General features: G+C 57.6%; 18 protein-coding genes. 11 read left to right on the top strand and 7 right to left on the bottom strand.

The genetic code is table 11. The features are described from left to right. Positions 1-21 precede the first annotated feature (21 nt). From R0I78_RS03340 to R0I78_RS03320, 5 genes are all read right to left on the bottom strand, one after another. Complete coding sequence (locus R0I78_RS03340; RefSeq protein WP_317074308.1) at positions 22-948, bottom strand: hypothetical protein; 927 nt, start codon at positions 946-948, stop codon at positions 22-24. 648 nt (positions 949-1,596) lie between these two features. Then, positions 1,597-6,012: a chromosome partition protein MukB gene (gene mukB / locus R0I78_RS03335; RefSeq protein WP_317074307.1), complete on the bottom strand. Its 4,416-nt coding sequence runs from the start codon at positions 6,010-6,012 to the stop codon at positions 1,597-1,599. After that, complete coding sequence (gene mukE, locus R0I78_RS03330; protein ID WP_019935374.1) at positions 6,009-6,680, bottom strand: chromosome partition protein MukE; 672 nt, start codon at positions 6,678-6,680, stop codon at positions 6,009-6,011. Before mukE ends, mukB begins: the two co-directional genes overlap by 4 nt. Continuing rightward, positions 6,661-7,986: a chromosome partition protein MukF gene (gene mukF, locus R0I78_RS03325; protein WP_317074306.1), complete on the bottom strand. Its 1,326-nt coding sequence runs from the start codon at positions 7,984-7,986 to the stop codon at positions 6,661-6,663. Before mukF ends, mukE begins: the two co-directional genes overlap by 20 nt. After that, on the bottom strand, positions 7,983-8,765 hold the full coding sequence (locus tag R0I78_RS03320; RefSeq protein ID WP_317074305.1) for a methyltransferase domain-containing protein: 783 nt from the start codon (positions 8,763-8,765) through the stop codon (positions 7,983-7,985). Before R0I78_RS03320 ends, mukF begins: the two co-directional genes overlap by 4 nt. Before the next feature lie 72 nt (positions 8,766-8,837). Here R0I78_RS03320 and elyC point away from each other — a divergent pair, with 72 nt between their 5' ends. From elyC to R0I78_RS03270, 10 genes are all read left to right on the top strand, one after another. Next, positions 8,838-9,602, top strand: a complete 765-nt coding sequence (gene elyC / locus R0I78_RS03315; protein ID WP_317074304.1) for an envelope biogenesis factor ElyC — start codon at positions 8,838-8,840, stop codon at positions 9,600-9,602. A gap of 45 nt (positions 9,603-9,647) precedes the next feature. Further along, positions 9,648-10,400, top strand: coding sequence for a triose-phosphate isomerase (gene tpiA, locus R0I78_RS03310; protein ID WP_019935378.1), 753 nt, complete (start codon positions 9,648-9,650; stop codon positions 10,398-10,400). An 8-nt stretch (positions 10,401-10,408) separates the two neighbouring features. Next, positions 10,409-11,371 (top strand): 6-phosphofructokinase, encoded by a 963-nt coding sequence (gene pfkA / locus R0I78_RS03305; protein ID WP_019935379.1) that lies wholly within the window; start codon positions 10,409-10,411, stop codon positions 11,369-11,371. A gap of 195 nt (positions 11,372-11,566) precedes the next feature. Beyond that, on the top strand, positions 11,567-12,292 hold the full coding sequence (locus R0I78_RS03300) for a sulfite exporter TauE/SafE family protein (RefSeq protein WP_317074303.1): 726 nt from the start codon (positions 11,567-11,569) through the stop codon (positions 12,290-12,292). Positions 12,293-12,372: 80 nt separating this feature from the next. After that, positions 12,373-12,954, top strand: coding sequence for an electron transport complex subunit RsxA (rsxA, locus tag R0I78_RS03295; RefSeq protein WP_019935381.1), 582 nt, complete (start codon positions 12,373-12,375; stop codon positions 12,952-12,954). 1 nt (position 12,955) lies between these two features. Beyond that, a complete protein-coding gene (gene rsxB / locus R0I78_RS03290) occupies positions 12,956-13,510 on the top strand; it encodes an electron transport complex subunit RsxB (RefSeq protein ID WP_019935382.1) in 555 nt (184 codons plus the stop codon). Then, positions 13,511-15,496, top strand: coding sequence for an electron transport complex subunit RsxC (gene rsxC / locus R0I78_RS03285; protein WP_317074302.1), 1,986 nt, complete (start codon positions 13,511-13,513; stop codon positions 15,494-15,496). Beyond that, a complete protein-coding gene (gene rsxD / locus R0I78_RS03280) occupies positions 15,496-16,545 on the top strand; it encodes an electron transport complex subunit RsxD (protein WP_019935384.1) in 1,050 nt (349 codons plus the stop codon). Before rsxC ends, rsxD begins: the two co-directional genes overlap by 1 nt. After that, positions 16,545-17,177 (top strand): electron transport complex subunit RsxG, encoded by a 633-nt coding sequence (gene rsxG / locus R0I78_RS03275; protein ID WP_317074301.1) that lies wholly within the window; start codon positions 16,545-16,547, stop codon positions 17,175-17,177. The genes rsxD and rsxG overlap by 1 nt, the downstream gene beginning before the upstream one ends. Next, entirely contained in the window at positions 17,174-17,869 is a 696-nt protein-coding gene (locus tag R0I78_RS03270) for an electron transport complex subunit E (RefSeq protein WP_019935386.1), read from the top strand. Before rsxG ends, R0I78_RS03270 begins: the two co-directional genes overlap by 4 nt. A 35-nt stretch (positions 17,870-17,904) precedes the next feature. On the opposite strand, the gene R0I78_RS03265 is transcribed toward R0I78_RS03270, so the two are convergent. Together R0I78_RS03265 and R0I78_RS03260 are read right to left on the bottom strand one after the other, a co-directional pair. Next, on the bottom strand, positions 17,905-19,050 hold the full coding sequence (locus R0I78_RS03265; protein WP_317074300.1) for an RNA-guided endonuclease TnpB family protein: 1,146 nt from the start codon (positions 19,048-19,050) through the stop codon (positions 17,905-17,907). Between the two features lie 79 nt (positions 19,051-19,129). Beyond that, complete coding sequence (locus tag R0I78_RS03260) at positions 19,130-19,558, bottom strand: phage integrase N-terminal SAM-like domain-containing protein (RefSeq protein ID WP_317074299.1); 429 nt, start codon at positions 19,556-19,558, stop codon at positions 19,130-19,132. A 324-nt stretch (positions 19,559-19,882) separates the two neighbouring features. On the opposite strand from R0I78_RS03260, the gene R0I78_RS03255 reads away from it, so the two are divergent. Beyond that, on the top strand, positions 19,883-20,872 hold the full coding sequence (locus tag R0I78_RS03255; protein ID WP_317074298.1) for a DUF4365 domain-containing protein: 990 nt from the start codon (positions 19,883-19,885) through the stop codon (positions 20,870-20,872). Positions 20,873-21,394: the final 522 nt, after the last annotated feature.

Below are 21,394 nucleotides of genomic sequence, written 5' to 3'. Positions count from 1 at the left end.
CTCCTTGTGATGCTTAACGCTTCAATCAGCCGCCGCGTCAGCGGTCGGTTGAATTGACTTGTTAAATTTTGGTTGTGCCACCAATTTTATGGCATTAGTTGGTAACACAAGCAGCAAATCGCCAGCACTTCCGCTCAATTTAATCTTAGTGTTTGTCCCAATATTTGTGAATAAAATATCAGCTTGTTGAATAGTGCATAATTCACTGCAAGCCAAATCAGAGATCAGGCCTGCATTCTCATAATCCTCCAGTATAGACTTATATTCACTCGCTTCTACGTACAGCGTAACGCCCTCTTGCCTAACCCCCATAGTTTCGAACGTTGTTCGTGTTACACCGCCACCCACCTGACCAAACAGCAAAGGGGCAATGTATACAAATACGTAAAAAATAATTTTTACAACCTGGGGACTGATAGGACTTGTATTTATTGGCTTTCCATTTGAACCTAGTAGACTGTCACTAGCGGCGCTACGCTTTGATACATTTTCGATTAGCGTATAAATAAACCCAATCAGAAATAGGGCTCCAAATATCGCTAGCAGGGGGTGTCCCTTAAAATAGCTAATACCCAAGATCAAAAGATTAGCGATAAAGCCTCCACCCAATACCATCAACCAATCGGATTTTGGTAACGGAACAACAATATCAGCCTTATTCTTTTTTAGCTTGAGAGCTAAATTGATGGGCTTTGCAAAAATTGCGACCCAAAAAATACTGGCAATAAAAAAAGCAAACGCGACGACTGAATAATAGAAACCAAATACCACAACAACCCATAAGAAGAAGAGCGTGTCGGCTATGGTTAAGCCTGATGGGTAAAAGTTGATACTGCCACAATAATAAATCACTAGTATTGCACCAATGACTGCGGCAGTAACGCCAAATGCCCTAGAGTGCTCCTTTATCGCGTTAGTTAAGCTTCCAACTAGCGAACTACGTTCCATGCACCTTCCTACTCATAATGTGAAAAATTTAACATTATAATAATGAGCATGCTCATATTTCTTCCGACACGCCCGTTCAGTTTTCACTTATAAGCTTTTGAATAATATAAAGCTTTTCGCAGATCAACCCTATCCAACTATGAGCAAAAACACGCATGCTCGTTATCAACATTTGCTTGCGCACTATCTACATTTCCCTGCCATAACTTGTTCAGATCATGAGCATTTTTATGCCAGGTTTGTTGTGCACGCGCATGGCTTGGGTGATAGTGCGCACCGTTTCTGCAAGCTCGGCAATATACTGTACAAATCATCAGGGTTTTGCTTCATGCAGGCTACCGCCGGATCTTACGGGCGACCGGGCCTCTGGGTGTGGGTGCAATATGAGCCGTTATTGTGCCTGTTGGGATGCAGAATTCAAATGGAACTTTTGCATAATGGTGGTTTTGCATGGCGTTTTGGTGAAAGTGGCGTAGTTGGTGGGATGGATTCCGGCTCGGAGGCCTGAATGACGGACGACGGGGTTATGGTCAGGAGTGACGGGGGTTCGGGAGTGGGTTGCCCGACTGAAGTCGGGCCTACAGGTGCAAAATGCGGGTACGCAGTTGACGGAGTAGTTGCCGCGCGTAAAGCGCGGCCTTTATTTTGTTACGCCGCCTCCCCTGCAAAGCCGCGCAGGCCCACTACGTGCACGTGCTCCTGGTTGCCGTGCACCTTGCGGATCAGCTTGTAGGTGGTGCCTTTTTCCGGGCTGATGTTTTCCGGCGCGGCAATCAGCAGCTGCATGTCCTGGCGCTCGCACAGCTCGAACAAAGTGGCAATGGAGCGGGCGTCGAGGCGCGCGGCTTCGTCGAGGAACAGCAAGCGGCAGGGCAGCACGTCACGGCCGCGCAGGTGGCGGGCTTCCTCTTCCCAGCTTTGCAGCACCATCAGCAGAATGGCCTGGCCGGTACCAATGGCTTCACCGGTAGAGAGCGCGCCGCTTTCGGCACGCAGCCAGCCGTCAGCGCCGCGCTGCACTTCAATGTCCAGCTCCAGGTAGTTGCGATAATCCAGCAAGGCCTGGCCCAGCACCTGCGGGCTGCGATCGCCCCGCTCCAGTTCGGGGTTCAGCCGCTGATACAGCTTGCCCATGGCCTCGGAGAAGCTGAGCTCCTTGCTGCTGAACAGGTCCTGATGGCGGCCTTCCGGGTCGCTCAGGGCATCCAGCAGGCGCTGATAGGTGTCGCGAATGTTCACGTTCAGGCGCACCCCGGCCACCAGACCAAAGCGAATGTTCTGCAGGCCCTGGTTAAGCTGGCGAATGCGGGTCTGCTCCCGACGAATAATGGTGTTGATCTTGGCGGCCACTTCCACGGAAGACAGCGACAGCTGGCCTTCGCGCAGGGTGAGTTCATCGGCCAGGCGCGCCAGCTCCACTTCCATTTCTTCCAGCGCTTCCACCGGATCGTCGGCACGGATGATGTCGTGGCGAATGCGCGCCTTGAGGTGACGAAACACCAGAATGTAGAACTGCACCTTTTGCAGGGTGTTGCGGTTACCCTCACTCAGGCGCAGGGCATCGCGCAGCTCTTCGTCGTGCTCCACCGCCACCCGCAGGGTGCCCAGCGCCTTGTCGGACATGGAGCGCAGCTCGTCGGCATCGAGATAGGCCAGCTCGGGGCGCTTGAGCCGGCGCTCCACATCGTGCTCTCGCGCCAGCCGCTCCACTTTTGACCAGTTGGCCTTGTGGGCCACCAGCGCCTTGCGGGCGGCAAAGTAGCCCTGGCCGTCTTTGGACAGGCGTTGGCTGAGGGAGTCAATTTCCCGCTTAGTTACCTGGCGCTGGGCCTCGGTCTGGCTGCGCTTGTTGCGGGTTTGCACCAGCTCGTTTTCCAGCTCGCGCTTGGCGTCTCGGGCTTTTTGCTCCATGTCGTCGGCAAGGGTAATGCCCAGGGCCGCCAGCTCCTCGCGGAACTCACTCAAGGTGCGGTTGCGGGCATCGCGGCCGGTCACCAGGGCGGTGCGGGCCTGCAGGGCGTCACTTACCCGGCCGGCCAGCTGCTCGGCACGCAAGCCGGCCTTGCGGCGGGCTTCTTCGGCCTGGGCTAGCTTGGCCTTGAGGCTGTCATTCATGGCCGAGCTCTGGCTCAGCAGCTGCTCCGCATCTTCATAAGCCAGGTGCGGCAATCGCGCCACCAGCTGGTTCAGGGCATAGGTGCGGGCACGGGCCTCGGTCAACTCGCTTTCCGCCTGCTCGGTGGCGGCCTTCAAGGCATCAAAGCCGGCGGGATCCTGGCGCAGCACCTGCACCTGCTCGGCCAGCCGGCCCAGTTTCTGGCCGTGGGCGGCCATAAAGTTACGGGCCTCGATGAGCTTGTCGGCTTCGGCCTTGGCGCTTTGAAGCCGCTCGGCCACGCCGTCGTCGGCCAAGAGGGATGCCAACGGCAGCAGCTTGTGAAGCAGGCCCTGCTGCTCGCGCAGGCTCTCTACCTTGCTGGCCCACTGAGTGCGCTGCTCGGCAAGCAGCATACGCTCCTGCTCCAGTTCGTTTTGCTGCTCGGCCAGCTCGGCCAGCAGCTCTTCAGGGCTGGGGGCAAAGGCCTGTTGCAGGCCGTCACTGACAAAGTCGCTCAGCTGATGGTACAGCCGGCTGTGCTTTTGCTGGGCAAAGGCGGCCTCGGCATAGCGGGCGCTTTCCACTTCCAGCTCGTCACGCAGCTTTTCCACCTGGGCTTCCCGGGCGGCACGGCCAAACAGCGGCACGGCGGGAAAACGGGAATAGCGCAGCTGGCGCTCGCCGTTTTGCACATACACGGCCCCTTCCAGCTCGGTGGCCTGCAGCAGGTCTTCGTCAAAGGCGTCGGGGTTGCCCTGAATGAGGTACACATCCGGCGGACAGCTTTCCAGCGCCTGCAGTTTTTCCAGGGCGGCCTGGGGGTCCGCCACCACAATGGCGTTGCGGGCCGGGCCGTACAGCGCCTCGTAATAAGGGGCGTCTTCCACCGCTATGTCGTCGTACACCTCGCACAGCAAAGTGCCGCCCAGGTGCTCGCACAGGGAGACCAGCTCGGGCGAGGCATCGCTGCCGCCGCTCAGCACACGAATATGCTGCTCCAGCCGCTGTTTGGCGGCCAGCGCCTGCTGCTTGGTCTGCTCGGCCTGGTGCTCATCGCGCAGGGCCTGCTGCATGGCGGTGGTAATTTCGCTGCTGTCGGTGAGCGGCTTGTCTGCCAGCTCACGCAGCCGCTCCAGCGTCTGCTGGGCCTTGTGCCAGGCCGGTGCATGAGCCTTCAGATCCTTGATGCGCGGGGCCAGCTGCCCTTCGGCAGACTGCAACTGACGCTGAGCCTCGGTGCACTCGGCCAGTTGCTCTTCGGCCTCGGCCTTTTGCTCGTCGAGCTCGGCCAGTTGCAGCTCAAGCTCGTCTTCGCTTTGTACCCGGCGGTTGTGACGAGCAAGCTCGGTTTGCAGCTCGCGCACCTTTTGCAGCCGGGCCTCGGCCTGCTCGGCGTCTTTCAGGCTGCGGCGAATGACCTCTTCCCGGCCGAGCAGGCTCTGGTGCTCACGGCCCTGCTCAATCAATTGCATGGCCTTGCCAAAGGCGGCAGCGCGGTCCACCGGGCCGGCCACGGCTTCCAGCAATGCCAGCGCCTGGTCATACTGGGCGCGAGCGGCCTCGGCCAGGCTCAGTTGCTGGCGTTGCTCCAGCACGGTCTGGGTCAGTTCCTGCTCGCGTTGCTGGTGGCGCTGCTCTTCTTCCTTGGCCTGCTCGGGCTCAAGTGCCGGCAGCTCGCAGCGGGCGCGCACGTTTTCCAGCGCCTGGCGGGCCTGACGATACTGAATGGCGCGGGTTTGCTGGGTGTCGAGGGCTTGCTGATAGTCGGCCAGCTGGCTCTTCAGGCTGTCTACCTCGGCGTCGGCCTCGGTGCGGGCATCCTGCGCTTCGTGATGTTCGTCCTGCAGCTCGGCCAGCATGTCTTCCTGAATGGCGAGCTTTTCTTCCAGCTCGTCCAGCTCCAGCTGGTAAGCCTGAATTTTCTCATTGAGCTTGACCCCGCTCATTACCTTGGCCAGATGCTCCGAGGCAATATCCAGCTCGTCGGTCAGCATGCGCTCCTTGGCCTGCAGGTGCTCATATTCATCGGCCAGATAAATCAGCCGGGCCTTTTCTTCGGCCAGAATGCGGCGCTCTTCCGCCAGGGCCTTGCGGGCCGAGAGGGCGAGATCCGACAGCCGCTGCTTTTCGGCGCTGTTGCGCACATAGTCGGCGGCAGCGTAATGGGTGGTTTCGGTGATAAGCTTCCGGAACAGATCCCGCTGGCGCTGGGTTTCGCGAATAGACTCCAGGGTGCGGCGGTTTTCAAAGATCGCCGCTTCCATGTCGGTAAAGGCCTTGCGAATGCCGGCGTTCTCCGGCAGCAGGTAGTCTTTCAGGCTGCGGCTGATGGTGCTGGAAATGCCGCCATAGAGCGAGGCTTCAATCAGACGATAGAACTTGACCCGATCCCGCTGATCTTTCAGCTTGCGCGGGGTCACGCCCATGTCGAACAGAAAATTGTGATACTCGCTCACCGTATTGAAACGGGTAAAGCGCAGGCCGGCCTCGGTGGCAGCAGCTTTCAGCTCATTCAGGGAACGCACCTGGCCGCGGCCGTCGTCCAGGCGGCTTAACAGCAGCTCGGTGGGGGCCGCGCCCTCATTCACATCCTGCAAGGCAAAGGGCACCAGGTTCACCTTGTTGTCGCGGTTGGCCACCTGCTCCAGGTGCACGCCAAACCACACCCGCTCCTGCTGTGACGTGGTCACCTCAATCAGCGAGTAGCAATGGCCCCGCTGCAGCTTGCCATACAGGCCCTTGTCCCGGCTGCCAGACTGGCTGCCCGCTTCCGTGGTATTGCGAAAGTGCAGCAGGCTGAGATCGGGAATAAGTGCCGCAATAAAGGCCGCCATGGTGGTGGACTTGCCGGCGCCGTTGCCGCCGGACAGGGTGGTCACCAGCTGGTCCAGATCAAAGGTGCGGGCGAAAAAGCCGTTCCAGTTGACCATGGTCAGGGATTGAAACTTGCCTCGGGTCACACTCACTGCTCGTTCTCCTGCTCGTCCTGCTGTTCGGTGCCGGCAACGGCTTCGCCTTCCTTAATCATGCGCAGTTGCAGCTCGCGCGGATCCTCGTCGCTGCGCACGTCGGCGGCAAAGCGGAACACCGCTTCGGTAATACGGAATTTGTCCTGGCTGCCCACGCTGCTCACCATGCCAATGCGCTTGAGCCTTCGAATGGCGCTTTTTAGCTTGTCCGCCAGTTTGCGCTTGTCGAGATCACTGCCGCCGGCGCGCTGGTTCACCATGCGCAGCAGCGCCTGCTCGTTGGACAGGGTCAGAATCTCTTCCTGCAGATCCTCAACGGAGAACACCCCTTCGTTGATCAGGCGGTCCGGGCTCAGGTAGAGGTAGCACAGCACCTTGCCCACCAGCATTTCCAGCTCGGAGAGAATAGAAGTGCCCAGTTCACTGGTGGAGCGCGGCCGCAGGTAATAAAAGCCCTCGGGGGCGCGCACCAGCTCGGCCTGGTAGCGCTGATAAAAGGCGTCGAGCTCGGGGTAATACTCCTGCAGCAGCGAGTGCTGCTCCAGCTCGTCGGCGGTTATGTGCCGGCCCGACCGCAGCTGGTTGTCGAGGGCCGGAAACAGCGGGTTGGCAATGGCCTGAACCAGTCTTGAGTCCAGGGCCTGTTCAGTATTGGTCGATAACATGTGCTTGTACCTTGGCCCCGTGGGCATTAATGGGTTGCCAGTCGGGCATGGGCGCGCCCGCCAGTTCGCCGTCGGCATGGCCGAGCTTGACTGCTTCGTCAATCAGCAGGCGCGCAATGTCAAAGTGCTGGTAATGAGGGTAATCATTCAGGTAATCGCGCAGCACCCCGGCCAGATCCAGCGGCTTGCCGGCAACGGAAAACACCTCAAGATGCTCGCGAATGCGGCCCGAGAGCTCGGCGGCCACGTCGGTCATGTCCTGATATTCCAGCTCCACCGGCAGCTCGCCGGTCACTTCCTCGGCGTAGGCGGCCATGGTTTCGTCGCGCAGCTCAAGCAAAGGCAGGGTCTGGCTGACCCGCAGCCGCCAGTTATGGTTCTCGAAGTGACGAATGGACTCGCGTAGCCGCTGGCTGAAGGCGCGGTTTTTGTCCATGTCGATGGCGGTGCGAATAAAGCGGTGCACGTGGCGGTCGTAACGGGACCAGAGCTCAATGCACTGGCTGCCCCAGTGAATAATGGCATCCAGCCGGGCCTGCAGTTGCTGGCACAATACCGCCACCGCTTCGCCTCTGGGGCTTTGCTGCAGCTGCTCTTCAATGTTGAGCAAGCTTTGTTGCAGGCCATGACCGGCTTTATCCAGGGTGTCCTGCAGCTCTCGCAGGGTGATGCCGGTTTCCCGCAGCAACTGCTCGCAGGCGTGAATGGCCTCGTGCCAGTTCTTGTTGAGCAGAGACGCGATATTGGCCTTCACCGCGTTTTGCTGCTCGTCCATGGTGCGTTGAGTGTCGTCAATGCGCGCCAGCTGCTCCGCAACCGAATATTTAAGCCGGCCTTCCACGTTCTGGGCCCAGCCCTGCTCGTCGGGATTGGCGGCAATGGCCTCGGCCACGCGCTCCAGCTCCTGGGCGATGTGCTCCAGCAACAGCGAGAGTTTAATCTGGCTCACTTCCCGCTGGGCGGCAAAAAATTCCACAATGGCCAGCCCCAGCCGGGTTAAGCGATAGAGGCTTTCGCCCTCGCCGCCGTCGCCCTGAAAGCGGCTCAGCAGGCGCTGGCGCACCAGATCGTTAATGGCGTTGTTGGCCCGGCTGACTTGCGTGTCGGCGGCCTGGTCAAAGCCCTTGCTGATATAGCCAAAGGCGTGGTGCAGCTCGGCCTCGGAGAGTTGCGGCTGCTCGCCGCCCCGGCCAAAGATGTGCACCGCCAGCAAAAAGGCCAGCCGATCAGGGGGCAGGCTTAAGCCCAAATTTTCCTCTCTGACCCAGCCGATCCAGTCCGGCAGAGTCCGGGACATTTCCGTCATGGTGTTGCTCTCTTCACTTTGTGCGCAAATACGTGCATATAACGCCCCAGGTGCATAAAGGGCTGGGTGCGGGAGTGGGCCAGCTCCATCTGTATAATTTCTTCCTCGGTGGGAAAGGGCCCGTGCACGTTCGACATATAATCGTGAAACACCCGCACGCCGCTGCGTCCGGTTATAACAAAGCCAAGCTCACTCAGCCAGCCGTCTACCTCGGCGGGCCGGCAAGGCCAGCCCGGTGTCAGTTTCTGGCGTCGTTTTCTGACCAGGTTGGCGTGCACGTAATCGAAGTTGCCTTTTACCAGGCTGTGATAGTGCAGACCGTCGCGGTTGTAATACATGAGCGACAAATGCCCGCCGGGGCGCAGCAGCTCGTTCAGACCGGACAGCAAATCCGCCTGATTTTGCACCCATTCCAGCACGGCATGGCACAGAATAAGGTCGAACTGACCCAGGTCGGCCGAACATAACGACTGTATGGGGCCGTGAATAAAGTCGAATTGCTCAGTCAGGCCCTTTTCGGCCACCTGAATCCTGGCTTCTTCAAGCATTTCGGCAGACAAATCACACAGCACCACACTGTGGCCCTCGGCGGCCAGGCGCTGAGACACGGGGCCAAAGCCACCGCCGGCATCAAGAATGCGCAGGGGCCGCTCGCTTTCCGGCAGCCATTCGGCCAGATCCCGGCTCAGCACCCGCAGGCGAATTTGCCCCTTGGTGGTGCCGTAGATATTGCGGGAGAAAGTGCGGCTTTTGCCGTCAAAGCTGGTGTTACGCGTCAAACCGAGTGTTTCTTGTCATTTCAAAGGCAGCTATTCTGGCATAACCCGTACGGTTAACAAATGCGAGAGTGCATGACCGCTTCCTTTTTGGCTAAAAAATGGCTGGGCAGCCTGCTGTTACCCCTGCCCCTGCTGCTTTTAACGGCGTTGTTTGGTGTGTTTCTGCTGATGATACGCCATAAGCGCAGTGGAATTGTCTTTGTGTCTGCGTCTCTTTTGGCACTTATGCTGCTCAGCACCCGGCCGGTAGCCAATGCGCTGATTGCCCCGCTGGAGCAAACCTATGCGCCTTTTGAAGCGGGCAGCCAACCCGTTGACGATATTATTGTGCTGGGTGCCGCTCAGGTGGCAGACCCGCGCCAGCCCCTGCTCAGCCAGCTGGGCAATGCGGCGCTGGCGCGCATCAGTGAAGGCGTGCGGCTGGCTCATGCTTACCCGCAAGCCCGGCTGATTGTAAGCGGTTATGCCGGCAGCGAGGGCCGCTCCAGTGCCGAACTTTATGGCGAGGTGGCGCAGGCACTGGGCATTGAAGCCAGTCGCATTGTGATGCTGCCCGAGCCGAAAAACACCACCGAGGAAGCCGCCGCCATCACGCCGCTGATTAAGGATCGCACGGCGGTACTGATCAGCTCTGCCAGCCACCTGCCCCGCGCCATGGCGCTGTTTGCTGCCAAGAACGCCGCGCCTCTGCCTGCCCCTGTTGATCATCAGGCCAAAGACAGTGCCGGCACCTTGCCGCTATATAGTTACCTGCCTCAGGCGCGATATTTAGCGCGCAGCGAGCTGGCCTGGCATGAATATCTGGGCCGGCTGTGGATAGAAGTGCACAAGCCTTAGCAAATCCCTATAATCCCCCATCATTTAACTGAAAGGAACTGACCAATGCGACAGACTCTGGTAATGGGTAACTGGAAACTGAACGGCAGCAAAACCATGGTGCACGAGCTGATTTCTGCCCTTAAGGCGCCTGCCGCCGACGCCGCCTCTGTGGCTGTGGCCGTGTGCCCGCCCGTGCTGTTTTTAGGCCAGGCCGAAGCCGAGCTTGCCGGCAGCCCCATTGCTTTGGGCGCACAGGATGCCGACATCAATACCAGCGGTGCCTTTACCGGTGAAAACTCCCCGGCCATGTATAAGGAATTTGGTGTTAAATATGTGCTGGTGGGCCACAGCGAACGCCGCACCCTGCACAATGAGTCCGATGCCGTGGTGGCCGCCAAGTTTGCCGCCGTGCTGGAGCAAAATCTGGTACCTGTGTTGTGCATTGGTGAAACGCTTGAGCAGTTTGAAGCGGGCGAAACGCAAGCCGTGGTTGAACGCCAGCTGCAGGCCGTGATTGACCGGTGCGGCATTGAGGCACTGGGTCGTGCTGTGATTGCCTATGAGCCGGTATGGGCCATTGGCACCGGCAAAACCGCCACTCCCGAGATTGCGCAGGGTGTGCACAGCGCCATTCGTCAGTTCCTGGCTGCACAAAGCGCCACTGTGGCCGCCGGCGTGCAAATTCTTTACGGTGGCTCGGTAAAAGGTGACAGCGCCGCCGGCCTGTTTGCCATGGAAGACATAGACGGTGCTCTGGTGGGCGGTGCCGCCCTCAAAGCCGACGAATTTGCCGCCATTATTCGCGCGGGGGCTTAAGGGATTTCATGATTAAACGCATTGGAGTACTCACCAGCGGTGGTGATGCACCGGGCATGAACGCGGCCATTCGGGCTGTGGTGCGTACCGGCCTGCATCATGGTCTGGAAGTGTTTGGCATTCAGAGTGGTTATCTTGGTTTGCATCAGGATCAGATAATACCGCTGGACAGGCACAGTGTGTCGGATGTGATTACCCGGGGCGGCACCTTTCTGGGCTCGGCACGGTTTCCCGAATTCAAGCAGGAGCAGGTGCGGGCAGAAGCGGTGGCCAACCTGAAAAAACACGGCATAGACGGCCTGGTGGTGGTGGGCGGCGACGGCTCTTATATGGGTGCCATGTGCCTGACCGAAATGGGCTTTCCCTGCATCGGCATTCCCGGCACCATCGACAACGACATTGCCGGCACCGACTTTACCATAGGCTTTGACACGGCCCTGAATGTGGCAGTGGAAGCCATTGACCGGCTGCGGGATACCTGCAGCTCCCACAACCGCATTTCGGTGGTGGAGATCATGGGCCGGCACTGTGGCGATCTCACTTCCTCTGCCGCCGTGGCCGGTGGTGCGGAATACGTGATTGTGCCCGAGGTGGCCTTTGACAAGGATGAGCTTATTCAGCAAATTCACGAAGGGGTGGCCAAGGGCAAAAAGCACGCCATTGTGGCCATTTGTGAAAACGTCTGTGATGTAAACCAGCTGGCCAGAGATATTCAGGATGCCACCGGCCGCGATACCCGCGCCACCATTCTGGGGCATATTCAGCGGGGCGGCACCCCCACGGCGCAAGACCGTATTATGGCCAGCCGCATGGGTGCCCGCGCCGTGGAGCTGCTGCTGGAAGGCTTTGGCGGCCGCTGCATGGGCCTGCAGAATAACCATATTGTGCATCACGATATTATCGACTGCATCAAGCACCTGCGCCGCCCGTTTAACGAAGAGATGTATCAGCTGTCCAATACGCTGTTCTGACCTTCAACCCCCTCCCAACCTCCCCCTTGGCAGGGGGAGGTGTTTTATTCCCTCCCCTTTTCAAGGGGAGGGTCAGGGTGGGGTTGTTCCCGTGGTGGTGCCAGCCCACATTATTGATAAGGCCAGCGCCGTTTGGCCTTCTGCTTGTTATAACCAATGGTCATAATGGTGCTTTGTTCTTTGTTGTGAGCCGTTATGCAGCAGATTGATACCCTGACATTAATACTCGCCGCCCTCGCCTGCTTTACCGGTGCCTATGTGCAAACCGCCATCGGCTTTGGCATGGCAGTGGTGGCCGCGCCCATTTTGTTTTATCTCGATCCCGTGCTGGTACCCGGCCCCTTGATGATGGTGCTGCTGGTGATGTGCCTGGTAAACGGCTGGCGCTTTCGCAAGGGCATAGAGATGAACCTGCTGGCGCCGGCGCTGCTGGCTCGCATTCCCGGCAGTGCGGTGGGTGTGTGGCTGCTGGTGGTGCTGCCCGTTAAATGGCTGGCAATACTCATTGCTGTCACCATTATGCTGGGTGTGCTGGTGCGGCTGAAAGACATTGCTCTGCCCATGACCAGAGCCAATATGGCGCTGGGCGGGTTTCTGTCGGGGGTGATGGGCACCAGCACCACCATAGGCGGGCCGCCCATGGTGCTGGTAATGCACGGTGCCGACATGCACCGCATTCGCGCCAACCTGGCGGGCTTTTTTGTGGTATCTACCCTGATGTCGGCCGGTGCGCTGGCCAGTGGCGGCTTTCTTACTCAAACCCACCTTGAGCTGGCGCTGCCCCTGGCCCCCGCTGCCCTGTTCGGTAACTGGCTGGCGGTGCACAGTTTGCACCTGGTGTCGCGGCCCGTGATGCACTACGGCTCTTTATCACTCTGTACGTTGGCGGTTATCGGTATGTTAATCAATACCTTGACGTAAACCCGTGTAAATCGTGGCATTGTTAAACGGGTCATAAAGTCCGATAATAACCCCCGTTTATTGCTGAATGCCGAGTGATCATGTCTGAATACCTGCTGCTGTTTGTCGGCACCGTGCTGGTCAACAACTTCGTGCTGGTGAAGTTTCTTGGCCTGTGCCCGTTTATGGGGGTGTCGGGCAAACTGGAAACCGCCATTGGCATGGGGTTGGCCACCACCTTTGTGCTGACCCTGGCTGCCGCCTGCTCTTATCTGGTGAACCAGTATATTCTGCTGCCGCTGGATCTGCTTTATCTGCGCACCCTGTCGTTTATTCTGGTGATCGCCGTTGTGGTGCAGTTCACCGAAATGGTGGTGCATAAAACCAGTCCGGCGCTGTATCGCCTGCTGGGCATTTTTCTGCCGCTGATCACCACCAACTGCGCCGTGCTGGGCGTGGCCCTGCTCAACATCAACGAGCAGCACAACTTTATGCAAAGCCTGATCTACGGCTTTGGGGCCGCCGTGGGCTTTTCCCTGGTGCTGGTGCTGTTTGCCGCCATGCGCGAGCGCCTCGCCGGTGCCGATGTGCCCGCCCCCTTTAAAGGGCCGGCGCTGGCGCTGGTGACCGCCGGGTTAATGTCACTGGCCTTTATGGGCTTTACCGGACTGGTGAAGTTGTAATATGACACAGATTCTTATCGCCATTGTGGTGCTGGCGCTGCTGGCGCTGGTGTTCGGGCTTATTCTGGGGTTTGCCGCCGTGCGCTTTCGTGTGGAGTCGGACCCCATTGTGGAACAACTCGACGAGCTGCTGCCGCAAACCCAGTGCGGCCAGTGTGGTTACCCCGGCTGCCGGCCCTATGCCGAGGCCGTGGCCAACGGCGACGACATTAACAAATGCGTGCCAGGCGGCGATGCCACCATGCGTAAAATTGCCGATCTCATGGGGGTAGAGCCCCAGGCCATGGGTGAAGACGCCGCCGAGCCCGAGAAAAAGGTCGCCTTTATTCATGAAGACATGTGCATTGGCTGCACCAAGTGCATTCAGGCCTGTCCGGTGGATGCCATTGTGGGCTCTACCAAGGCGCTGCACACCGTCATTGCCGACGAATGCACCGGCTGCGACTTGTGCGTGGACCCCTGCCCCACCGACTGCATAGAAATGGTGCCGGTCAAGGTGACTCCCGACAACTGGAAATGGCAGCTTGAGCCCATTGCCATTAAGCAGGTGAAGTAAATGTCGTTGTTACAGGAACTCCAGGCAGGCAAACTGCACGACTTTCATGGCGGCATTCATCCGCCCGAGCGCAAAGCGCCCGCCAACCAGAGCCCCATTGCTGATGCCGGTCTGCCCGACGAGCTGGTGCTGCAAATCCGCCAGCATATTGGTCAGCCGGCCCGTTTACGGGTAAAAGTGGGTGATAGCGTGCTCAAGGGCGAGCGCCTTACCGATCCCGATAATCCCATGATGATGCCGGTGCATGCGCCCACCTCGGGCATCATCAGCGCCATTGAACGCCGGCCGCTGTGTCATCCGTCCGGGCTGGAAGGCGACTGCATTATTCTTACGCCCGACGGCAAGGACGAATGGCGCCCTCGCTACCCCATGACCGACATTCACACCATGGATGCCGATGTGCTGCTGCAGCGCATTCATGAATCGGGCATTACCGGCCTGGGCGGCGCGGGTTTTCCGGCTCACGTTAAACTGCGCCCGCGTAAAAAAGCGATAGAAGTCCTCATTATCAACGGCGTGGAGTGCGAGCCCTATATCAGCGCCGACGACCGCTTAATGCGCGAGCACGCCGATGACATTCTGGCAGGCGTGGGCATATTGCAGCACATAGTGCAGCCCGGGCTGACCGTGATAGCGGTGGAAGACAACAAGCCGGAAGCCCTGGCCGCCCTGCGTGAGGCCAACCGCAGCGAGCAGATACTGGTGGTGTCTGTGCCCACCAAATATCCGTCCGGCGGTGAAAAGCAGCTGATTGAAGTGCTCACCGGCAAACAGGTGCCCCGCAACGGCCTGCCCGCCGACATTGGCATAGTAGTGCAGAACGTGGGCACCGCCTTTGCGGTGAAGCGCGCCGTGCTCGACGACGAACCCCTTATTCAGCGGGTAGTCACCCTGGCCGGCGAAGGCTTTGGCCAGAAGTGCAACGCCTGGGTGCGCATTGGCACACCGGTGCGCCACCTGCTGAAGCGCTTTGACTTTGTGCCCGGCCCCGAGCCTCGCATTATTATGGGCGGGCCCATGATGGGCTTTACCCTGCACACTGCTGCTGCGCCCGTGATCAAGGGCAGCAACTGCATTCTGGCCCCGGGCAGCCACGAGCTGGCATCACCGGCGGCAGAGCAGCCCTGCATTCGCTGCAGCCAGTGTGCCGATGCCTGCCCTGCCAGCCTGTTGCCTCAGCAGCTGTACTGGCATGCCCGCGCCAACGAGCACGATAAGCTTAACAGCCATCACCTGTTCGATTGTATTGAATGCGGTGCCTGTGCCTGGGTGTGCCCCAGCCAGATCCCGCTGGTGCAATATTACCGGGTAGCCAAGGCCGATATTCGTCAGGCCCAGCGCGAAGCCGAACAGGCCGAGCAGGCAAAAAAACGCTTTGAGGCCCGTCAGGCCCGGCTGGAGCGGGAAAAAGCCGAGCGTCAGGCGCGTCAGCAAAAGGCCGCCGCCGAGCGCAAGGCCCGTATGAAAGAACAAGTGGACGCCGGTGGTGAAGATCCGGTGGCGGCCGCACTGGCCCGGGTAAAAGCCCGTAAGCAGGCCGAGGGCACCGACGACATGGCCGCCGCCCGCGCCGCCCGCAAGGAAGAAGCCCGCCGCAATCGCGAGCGCAAGGCCGCTGAAGCTGCGCCTCCAGCCGCTGCTGATGACAAAAAATCGGCGGTGGCCGCTGCGGTGGCAAGAGCCAAGGCGCGCAAAGCGGCGCAGGCTGCGGAGCAAGCCGAACCGGCACCCGGGACCGAGCAGGCAGAAACCCCGGCCGATGATAAAAAAGCGGCTGTGGCGGCCGCCGTGGCCCGTGCCAAGGCCCGTAAAGCGGCGCAGGCAGCGGAACAAGCCGGGGCCGCACCGGCAGAAGCACCCGCCGAAAAGCCGGCGGAAACATCTGACGACGATAAAAAAGCCGCCATTCGCGCCGCCGTAGCCCGGGCCAAGGCCCGCAAGGCTGCTGCCGCCAACTCAAACACAGAAACGGAAGACGAGTCCTGATGGGTTTTCATATCAGCAGTTCACCCCATGATCATGCCCCGCTCAGCACGGCCACCCTGATGCGCAGGGTCTGCTATTGCCTGCTGCCGGGCATTGCCATGCAATGGTGGTTTTTTGGCTGGGGCAGTCTCATTCAAATTGCGCTGGCGGTGCTGACCGCCTACGCCGCCGAAGGGCTGGTGCTGACTCTGCGCAAGCGTCCGTTAACCATATTGCAGGACAACTCGGCCCTGCTGACCGCCCTGCTGATTGGCATTGCCATACCGCCGCTGGCGCCCTGGTGGATGGTAGTAATAGGCACCGCCTTTGCCATTATTATTGCCAAGCAACTTTATGGCGGCCTGGGCCAGAATATTTTTAACCCCGCCATGGTGGCCTATGTGCTGCTGCTGGTGTCGTTTCCGCTGCACATGACCAGCTGGCTGCCGCCGCTGGAACTGCAGCAATACCCGCCCGGGCTGGCCGACAGCCTGTCGGCCATTTTCACCGGTTATACCCTGGACGGCTTCAGCCCGCACCAGCTGCGGGAGCTGGCCGATGGCACCACCATGGCCACGCCGCTGGATACCCTTAAAACCGGCTTTACTCAAGGGCACACCGCCGGTGAAATACTGAGCGAGCCGGTCTTTGGCGGCCTGGCGGGCATTGGCTGGCAGTGGGTGAATCTGGCCTATCTGGCCGGCGGCATGGCGCTGCTGCGGTTAAAGCTCACCAGCTGGACCATTCCGGTGTCCATTCTGGTTACTCTGGCAGTGCTGAGTTTTCTGGGCTTTATGATCTCGCCGGATAACACCGCCGGCCCGCTTATTCAGCTGTTTTCCGGTGCCACCATGGTGGGTGCTTTCTTTATTGCTACGGATCCGGTGTCGGCTTCCACCACCTTCAGAGGCCGGCTGATCTACGGAGCCCTGATTGGCCTGCTGATTTACCTGATCCGCACCTTTGGCGGCTACCCAGATGCCATCGCCTTTGCCGTGCTGCTGGCCAATTTAACCGTGCCCATGATCGACAGCCTGACCAAACCCGCCACCTACGGAGAGCGCCGCTGATGCTGGAAACCATGCGCAAAAACGGACTGGTGCTGGCCGCCTTTGCTTTGGTGTGCACCGCGCTGATTGCCCTGACCAACAGCCTGACCCGCAGCACCATTATTGAGCAGGAGCAGGCCCAGTTGCTACAGGTGCTGAACGAGCTGCTGCCTGCCAGCACCCATGATGAGCCGCTGTATGAACACTGTGTGGCACTGCAAAGCCCGCAATATCTGGGCAGCCGTAATCCCCTGCCGGTGTTTACTGCCGTTAAGCAGGGTGAAATACAGGGTTATGCCATTGAAGCCATTGCCCCCGACGGCTACAGCGGTGAAATCAAGCTGGTGGTGGGCGTGAATGCCGACGGCACTCTCTCGGGCGTACGGGTGCTGAACCACAACGAGACGCCGGGCCTGGGTGACAAAATTGAACTGAAAAAATCCCGCTGGTTGCTGGACTTTGACGGCAAGCGGCTGAACGGCGCCGACGATCCGCGCTGGGCGGTGCGCAACGACGGCGGTCAGTTTGACGCCTTTACCGGTGCCACCATTACCCCCCGCGCCGTGGTAGGTGCGGTGCGCAAGGTACTGCTGCTGGTGAATGAACAGCCTCAGCTGCTGATAACAGCCCCTCGCTGTGGAGAAACCTTATGACAGAACAACACAAAGACATTGTTCGCCAGGGCCTGTGGAGCAATAACCCGGCACTGGTGCAAATTCTGGGGCTGTGCCCGGTGCTGGCCGTCACCAACACCCTGACCAACGCCATGGGCCTTGGCATTGCCACCCTGCTGGTGCTGGTGGGCTCCAACCTCACCGTCTCCCTGGTGCGCCGGTGGGTGCCCAATGAAGTGCGCATTCCCATTTATGTGATGATTATTGCCAGCCTGGTGACCTGTGTGCAGCTGCTGATGAACGCCTACACCTACGGGCTTTATCAGTCTCTGGGTATTTTTATTCCGCTGATCGTAACCAACTGCGTGATTATCGGCCGTGCCGAGGCCTTTGCGTCTAAAAACAGTCCAGCCCTGGCGGCACTGGACGGCCTGATGATGGGCCTGGGCTTTACCGCCGTGCTGCTGGTGCTGGGCGGCCTGCGTGAGCTGCTGGGCATGGGCACCCTGTTTGACGGTGCCGAGCTGTTGCTGGGCGACTGGGCTGCCAGCCTTAAGGTTGACGTGCTGCATCTGGACAACGGCTTTTTGCTGGCCATTCTGCCACCGGGGGCCTTTATTGGCCTGGGGCTGATGGTGGCCGCCAAAAACTGGATAGACGGCCGGCTGGCGGCACGCCGGGCTCCCGAGCCCAAGGCGGAAGTAACCCGGGCAAGAGTGACCTCACTTTGACTGCTCCCCTCCCTATAAGGAAGGGAATTCCCAATTCATCGAGAACAGGACACGGAGACTGGCCCCATGCCACTGACATTCTCTCCAAGGGCTAACACCGCCAGCCCGGCGGCTTTTATGTTGGTCGCGGCGTTAATGTCGCGGTCATGGTGTGCACCACATTCGGGGCAGTCCCATTTTCTGACCGACAACGGCAGCGACGATAACGTGTACCCGCAACCCGAACAGCGTTTGGAGCTGGGGAACCACTGGTCAATGGCGACCAGTGAGCGACCGGCCCATTCTGCCTTGTACGCCAACTGGCGCACGAACTCGCTCCAGCCTGCATCGGCAATGGCTTTACTCAGGGAAGGGTTACGGATCATGTTTTTCACTGTCAGGGATTCAACGCAGACTACTTGGTTCTCGTTAATCAGTCTGCGGGACAGCTTGTGCAAGTTGTCCTGTCGGCAATCGGAGATGTTGGCGTGAAGTTTCGCCACCTTCTGGCGGGCCTTGGCGCGATTGGCCGAGCCGAGCTTTTTCTTGCTCAGCCGGCGCTGTGCCTTGGCCAGTCTGGCGGCGTATTTCGCGCTATGGCGGGGATTGCCGATCCGCTCACCCTGGTCGGTGATAAACAGATCTGTCAGGCCCAGGTCAATGCCGATCATGTTGGGGGTGACCGGCAGTTTGCTGGACGCGAACTCACACAGGCAGCTTACAAAGTAACGGCCTGCCGAGTCCTTGGAAACGGTTACGGTGCTGGGCTCGCCGGGCAGTTCACGGCTCCAGCGAATATTCAGCGGGGTTTTGCTTTTAGCCAGGTACAGCTTGCCGTTCCGGTATTTGAAGGCCGAGCGGGTGAATTCCGCCGACTGGCGGTGCCGCTTGTGCTTAAATACCGGGTACTTGGCACGGCCTTCAAAGAAATTCTTGAAGGCGGTTTGCTGGTGGCGCAGGCACTGCTGCAAGGGCACACTCGACACCTCAGACAGAAACGCCAGCTCAGGATCTTTTTTGAGTTCGGTCAGCCGGGCGTTAGCGCCAACGTAGCCGATTTTTTCCTGACGCAGCTCAAAAGCATCGGTACGCCAGCGCAGTATGGCGTTATAGACAAAACGCACACAACCGAAGGTCTGAGCCAACAGCTCAATTTGTTCGAGGGTCGGGTAAAACCGATATTTATAAGCGCGTTTTGTCATGCGCTTAGTTTAGTAAACCACTGTATAAATAGCCAGTTTGAAAGGAGAGGCGGGAACAGGGGCGGCTGACGCCGCCGTGCTATCCCTCCCCGCCCTGAAAGGACGGGGTTTCCCGCGCAAAATTGATGAAAAAAATCAGCCGGTTGCGTTCATCCAGGTGTTTGAAGATTAACGCGACTTCAGCCTGCGTAAGCACAACGGGAAGGCGGCGATATTGAGTTGCACGATGAAAGTCCAGCTCGCCAAGCTCGATGTTCAGCACCTTGTGATACATAAATGCCAAGGCATTGAGGGCGGTTTTCTGTGTGTTAACGGCAACATGGCAATCGGCGGCCAGCCAGGTAAGAAAACGGCGCACCTCTGATGCTCCCATGTCGGCCGGGTGGCGCAGCTGATGAAAGCGAATGAATCGCTTGATCCAGTGCAGGTAGGTTTTTTCGGTGCGAAGACTATAGCCACCCAGGCGAAGCTCCCGGCGAATGCGATTCAAAAACGGACTGGCAGCCATGCTGTTACCCACCTCACGTTTAACTGTATTTATATACAGTGTATTGCAAAATGTGAGCTTTGCATGCGCGTTATCAACAAAGTGTGCTCGTGTACAACAGAAAAGTGCAGAAAAGACCAGTAGATAGAAGGGTTTGAGTTATGGTGATGTAAATAACGAGCAAAGTCGTGCAGATAGTGAGCATGCTCATTTTTATCACGGAGTGATTGCTCTAAAAGAGAGAAAATGATTCTATAATCAAGGTATTATAGAATTTACCGAGAGCGGGTGCCTGAACATATATGAGCACGCTCAATATTATAATGTTAGGCAATCAAGGAAAATATGAGCTTTCCCAAATATAATCAGACTAATTCTCAAGAAAGGTTAGGAGTTAATGCTGTAGCTGAAGCTATGGCGAAAATTGGTCAGATTTGGCGTGAAACCCCAATGGCTGATGTTGGTATTGATGGTCAGATTGAATATGTTAGTCCTGAAGGATTCGCGACAGGAAGAATGATTGCCGTTCAAATAAAATCGGGGCCATCATTTTTTAAAGAGAGCAATGGAGATTGGGTTTTCCATCCAGATGAAAAACACCGATTTTACTGGGAAAGATTTCCTTTGCCTGTACTTATAATTATCCACAACCCAGATACTAATTTAAGTTACTGGCAGGATGCCCGTCAGGCATTGAGGGTTGCTAAGCCTTCAGATGCAAAGGGCATAAGCATCCCCAAGTCAAATGTCCTACAAGCCACCAGCGCTCAAACTCTCTTTGAAGGGTTTGCGGTAATAGATCAAGGCTTCATGTCAGTCGAAGAAGTTTTGGACTATTTGATTAAGTCACAAAGTGATAATGCATCGTTCCCTGTCACTTATTTAAATTTATTCTGTTCAGGTCTAACTAATATATGCCGCTCTTTATACTTTGGCATGGATGTAGCCATGACCGTGGCAGAAGTTGAATTACATAATCAAAATTCACCATTCGGAGTCGGAGTAGGTGACTCTGAACATAACTTCTTGTTTGATTATATAAAGTTCATAGTGCACCAGCGTATAGCCGATGTTGATTTCTCGGATTGCATGATTGATTGGTATGATCGTGAAATGCAGCCATCATTTATGGCACCTTTGACTTCTAGGGGGAAAGAGTTGGTTCGGCTTATCCATGAATTAGAAGGTAAGCTAAAGTCGGAAGGTAAAATAGAAGGCACGGGGAATTTGCATGCCGCACAAGAGGGTTTTGTACAGCTCTTATTTACTCCGAGCGAGATACAGAGGATTGAACTTACAAACAAAGTTCAAAGAGAGTATTTAAAAAATGCCTAACAAACGCATGTTGCCGGACTGGTTTTCCGCTGCGCTTCAAACCAGCCGCAAATGCGGGCGTTAGGCAGAACATTATGATTTCAACATGTGAGTGGTTTTCTGTGAATTTGGGCGATGCGCTTATATCACAATCGATATTAAGTGAATATCAATGTCATCTGACCAAAGTTTATGAACAAGCCAGTAGCCCAGAGTACTTGGTTGCAGTATTTAGGCACGAATCCCGAGACCTCCATTGCCACATAAAGCTGTTTCTTACTTCGGAATTTCAGCAATTAGCAATGTTAGACGGTGCAGTAAGATGTGTTAAACCAAGCTTTGACAATACTAGCTATTTGGCTGGTAATCCAAACTATATGGCAAACAACAAGTAGTTATGCCTAACAAATAAGGATAAGTGTCGCGCAGCCGACACTTCATCCGGGTGTTGAACAAGCCCGAAGCTGCCTTATTAAGTAAATTGCTCGGTTGAGCATGAGGTGGACGGTGAGGCTACTATTTTCTGCAGGCATAGCTAGCCGC

It is taken from the genome of Oceanimonas sp. CAM02 (genome assembly GCF_032842915.1).
Taxonomy (GTDB): Bacteria; Pseudomonadota; Gammaproteobacteria; order Enterobacterales; family Aeromonadaceae; genus Oceanimonas; species Oceanimonas smirnovii.
This window is presented reverse-complemented; position numbering and strand designations above follow the sequence as displayed.

What these genes read in the sequence shown, in the direction of transcription:
- rsxG (WP_317074301.1), top strand. Translation starts at nt 16,545, where the DNA reads ATGCTGGAAACCATGCGCAAAAACGGACTGGTGCTGGCCGCCTTTGCT.
- tpiA (WP_019935378.1), top strand. Translation starts at nt 9,648, where the DNA reads ATGCGACAGACTCTGGTAATGGGTAACTGGAAACTGAACGGCAGCAAA.
- mukF (WP_317074306.1), bottom strand. Translation starts at nt 7,986, where the DNA reads ATGACGGAAATGTCCCGGACTCTGCCGGACTGGATCGGCTGGGTCAGA.
- R0I78_RS03265 (WP_317074300.1), bottom strand. Translation starts at nt 19,050, where the DNA reads ATGACAAAACGCGCTTATAAATATCGGTTTTACCCGACCCTCGAACAA.
- R0I78_RS03260 (WP_317074299.1), bottom strand. Translation starts at nt 19,558, where the DNA reads ATGGCTGCCAGTCCGTTTTTGAATCGCATTCGCCGGGAGCTTCGCCTG.
- pfkA (WP_019935379.1), top strand. Translation starts at nt 10,409, where the DNA reads ATGATTAAACGCATTGGAGTACTCACCAGCGGTGGTGATGCACCGGGC.
- rsxC (WP_317074302.1), top strand. Translation starts at nt 13,511, where the DNA reads ATGTCGTTGTTACAGGAACTCCAGGCAGGCAAACTGCACGACTTTCAT.
- R0I78_RS03300 (WP_317074303.1), top strand. Translation starts at nt 11,567, where the DNA reads ATGCAGCAGATTGATACCCTGACATTAATACTCGCCGCCCTCGCCTGC.
- R0I78_RS03255 (WP_317074298.1), top strand. Translation starts at nt 19,883, where the DNA reads ATGAGCTTTCCCAAATATAATCAGACTAATTCTCAAGAAAGGTTAGGA.
- rsxD (WP_019935384.1), top strand. Translation starts at nt 15,496, where the DNA reads ATGGGTTTTCATATCAGCAGTTCACCCCATGATCATGCCCCGCTCAGC.
- R0I78_RS03340 (WP_317074308.1), bottom strand. Translation starts at nt 948, where the DNA reads ATGGAACGTAGTTCGCTAGTTGGAAGCTTAACTAACGCGATAAAGGAG.
- elyC (WP_317074304.1), top strand. Translation starts at nt 8,838, where the DNA reads ATGACCGCTTCCTTTTTGGCTAAAAAATGGCTGGGCAGCCTGCTGTTA.
- R0I78_RS03270 (WP_019935386.1), top strand. Translation starts at nt 17,174, where the DNA reads ATGACAGAACAACACAAAGACATTGTTCGCCAGGGCCTGTGGAGCAAT.
- rsxB (WP_019935382.1), top strand. Translation starts at nt 12,956, where the DNA reads ATGACACAGATTCTTATCGCCATTGTGGTGCTGGCGCTGCTGGCGCTG.
- mukE (WP_019935374.1), bottom strand. Translation starts at nt 6,680, where the DNA reads ATGTTATCGACCAATACTGAACAGGCCCTGGACTCAAGACTGGTTCAG.
- rsxA (WP_019935381.1), top strand. Translation starts at nt 12,373, where the DNA reads ATGTCTGAATACCTGCTGCTGTTTGTCGGCACCGTGCTGGTCAACAAC.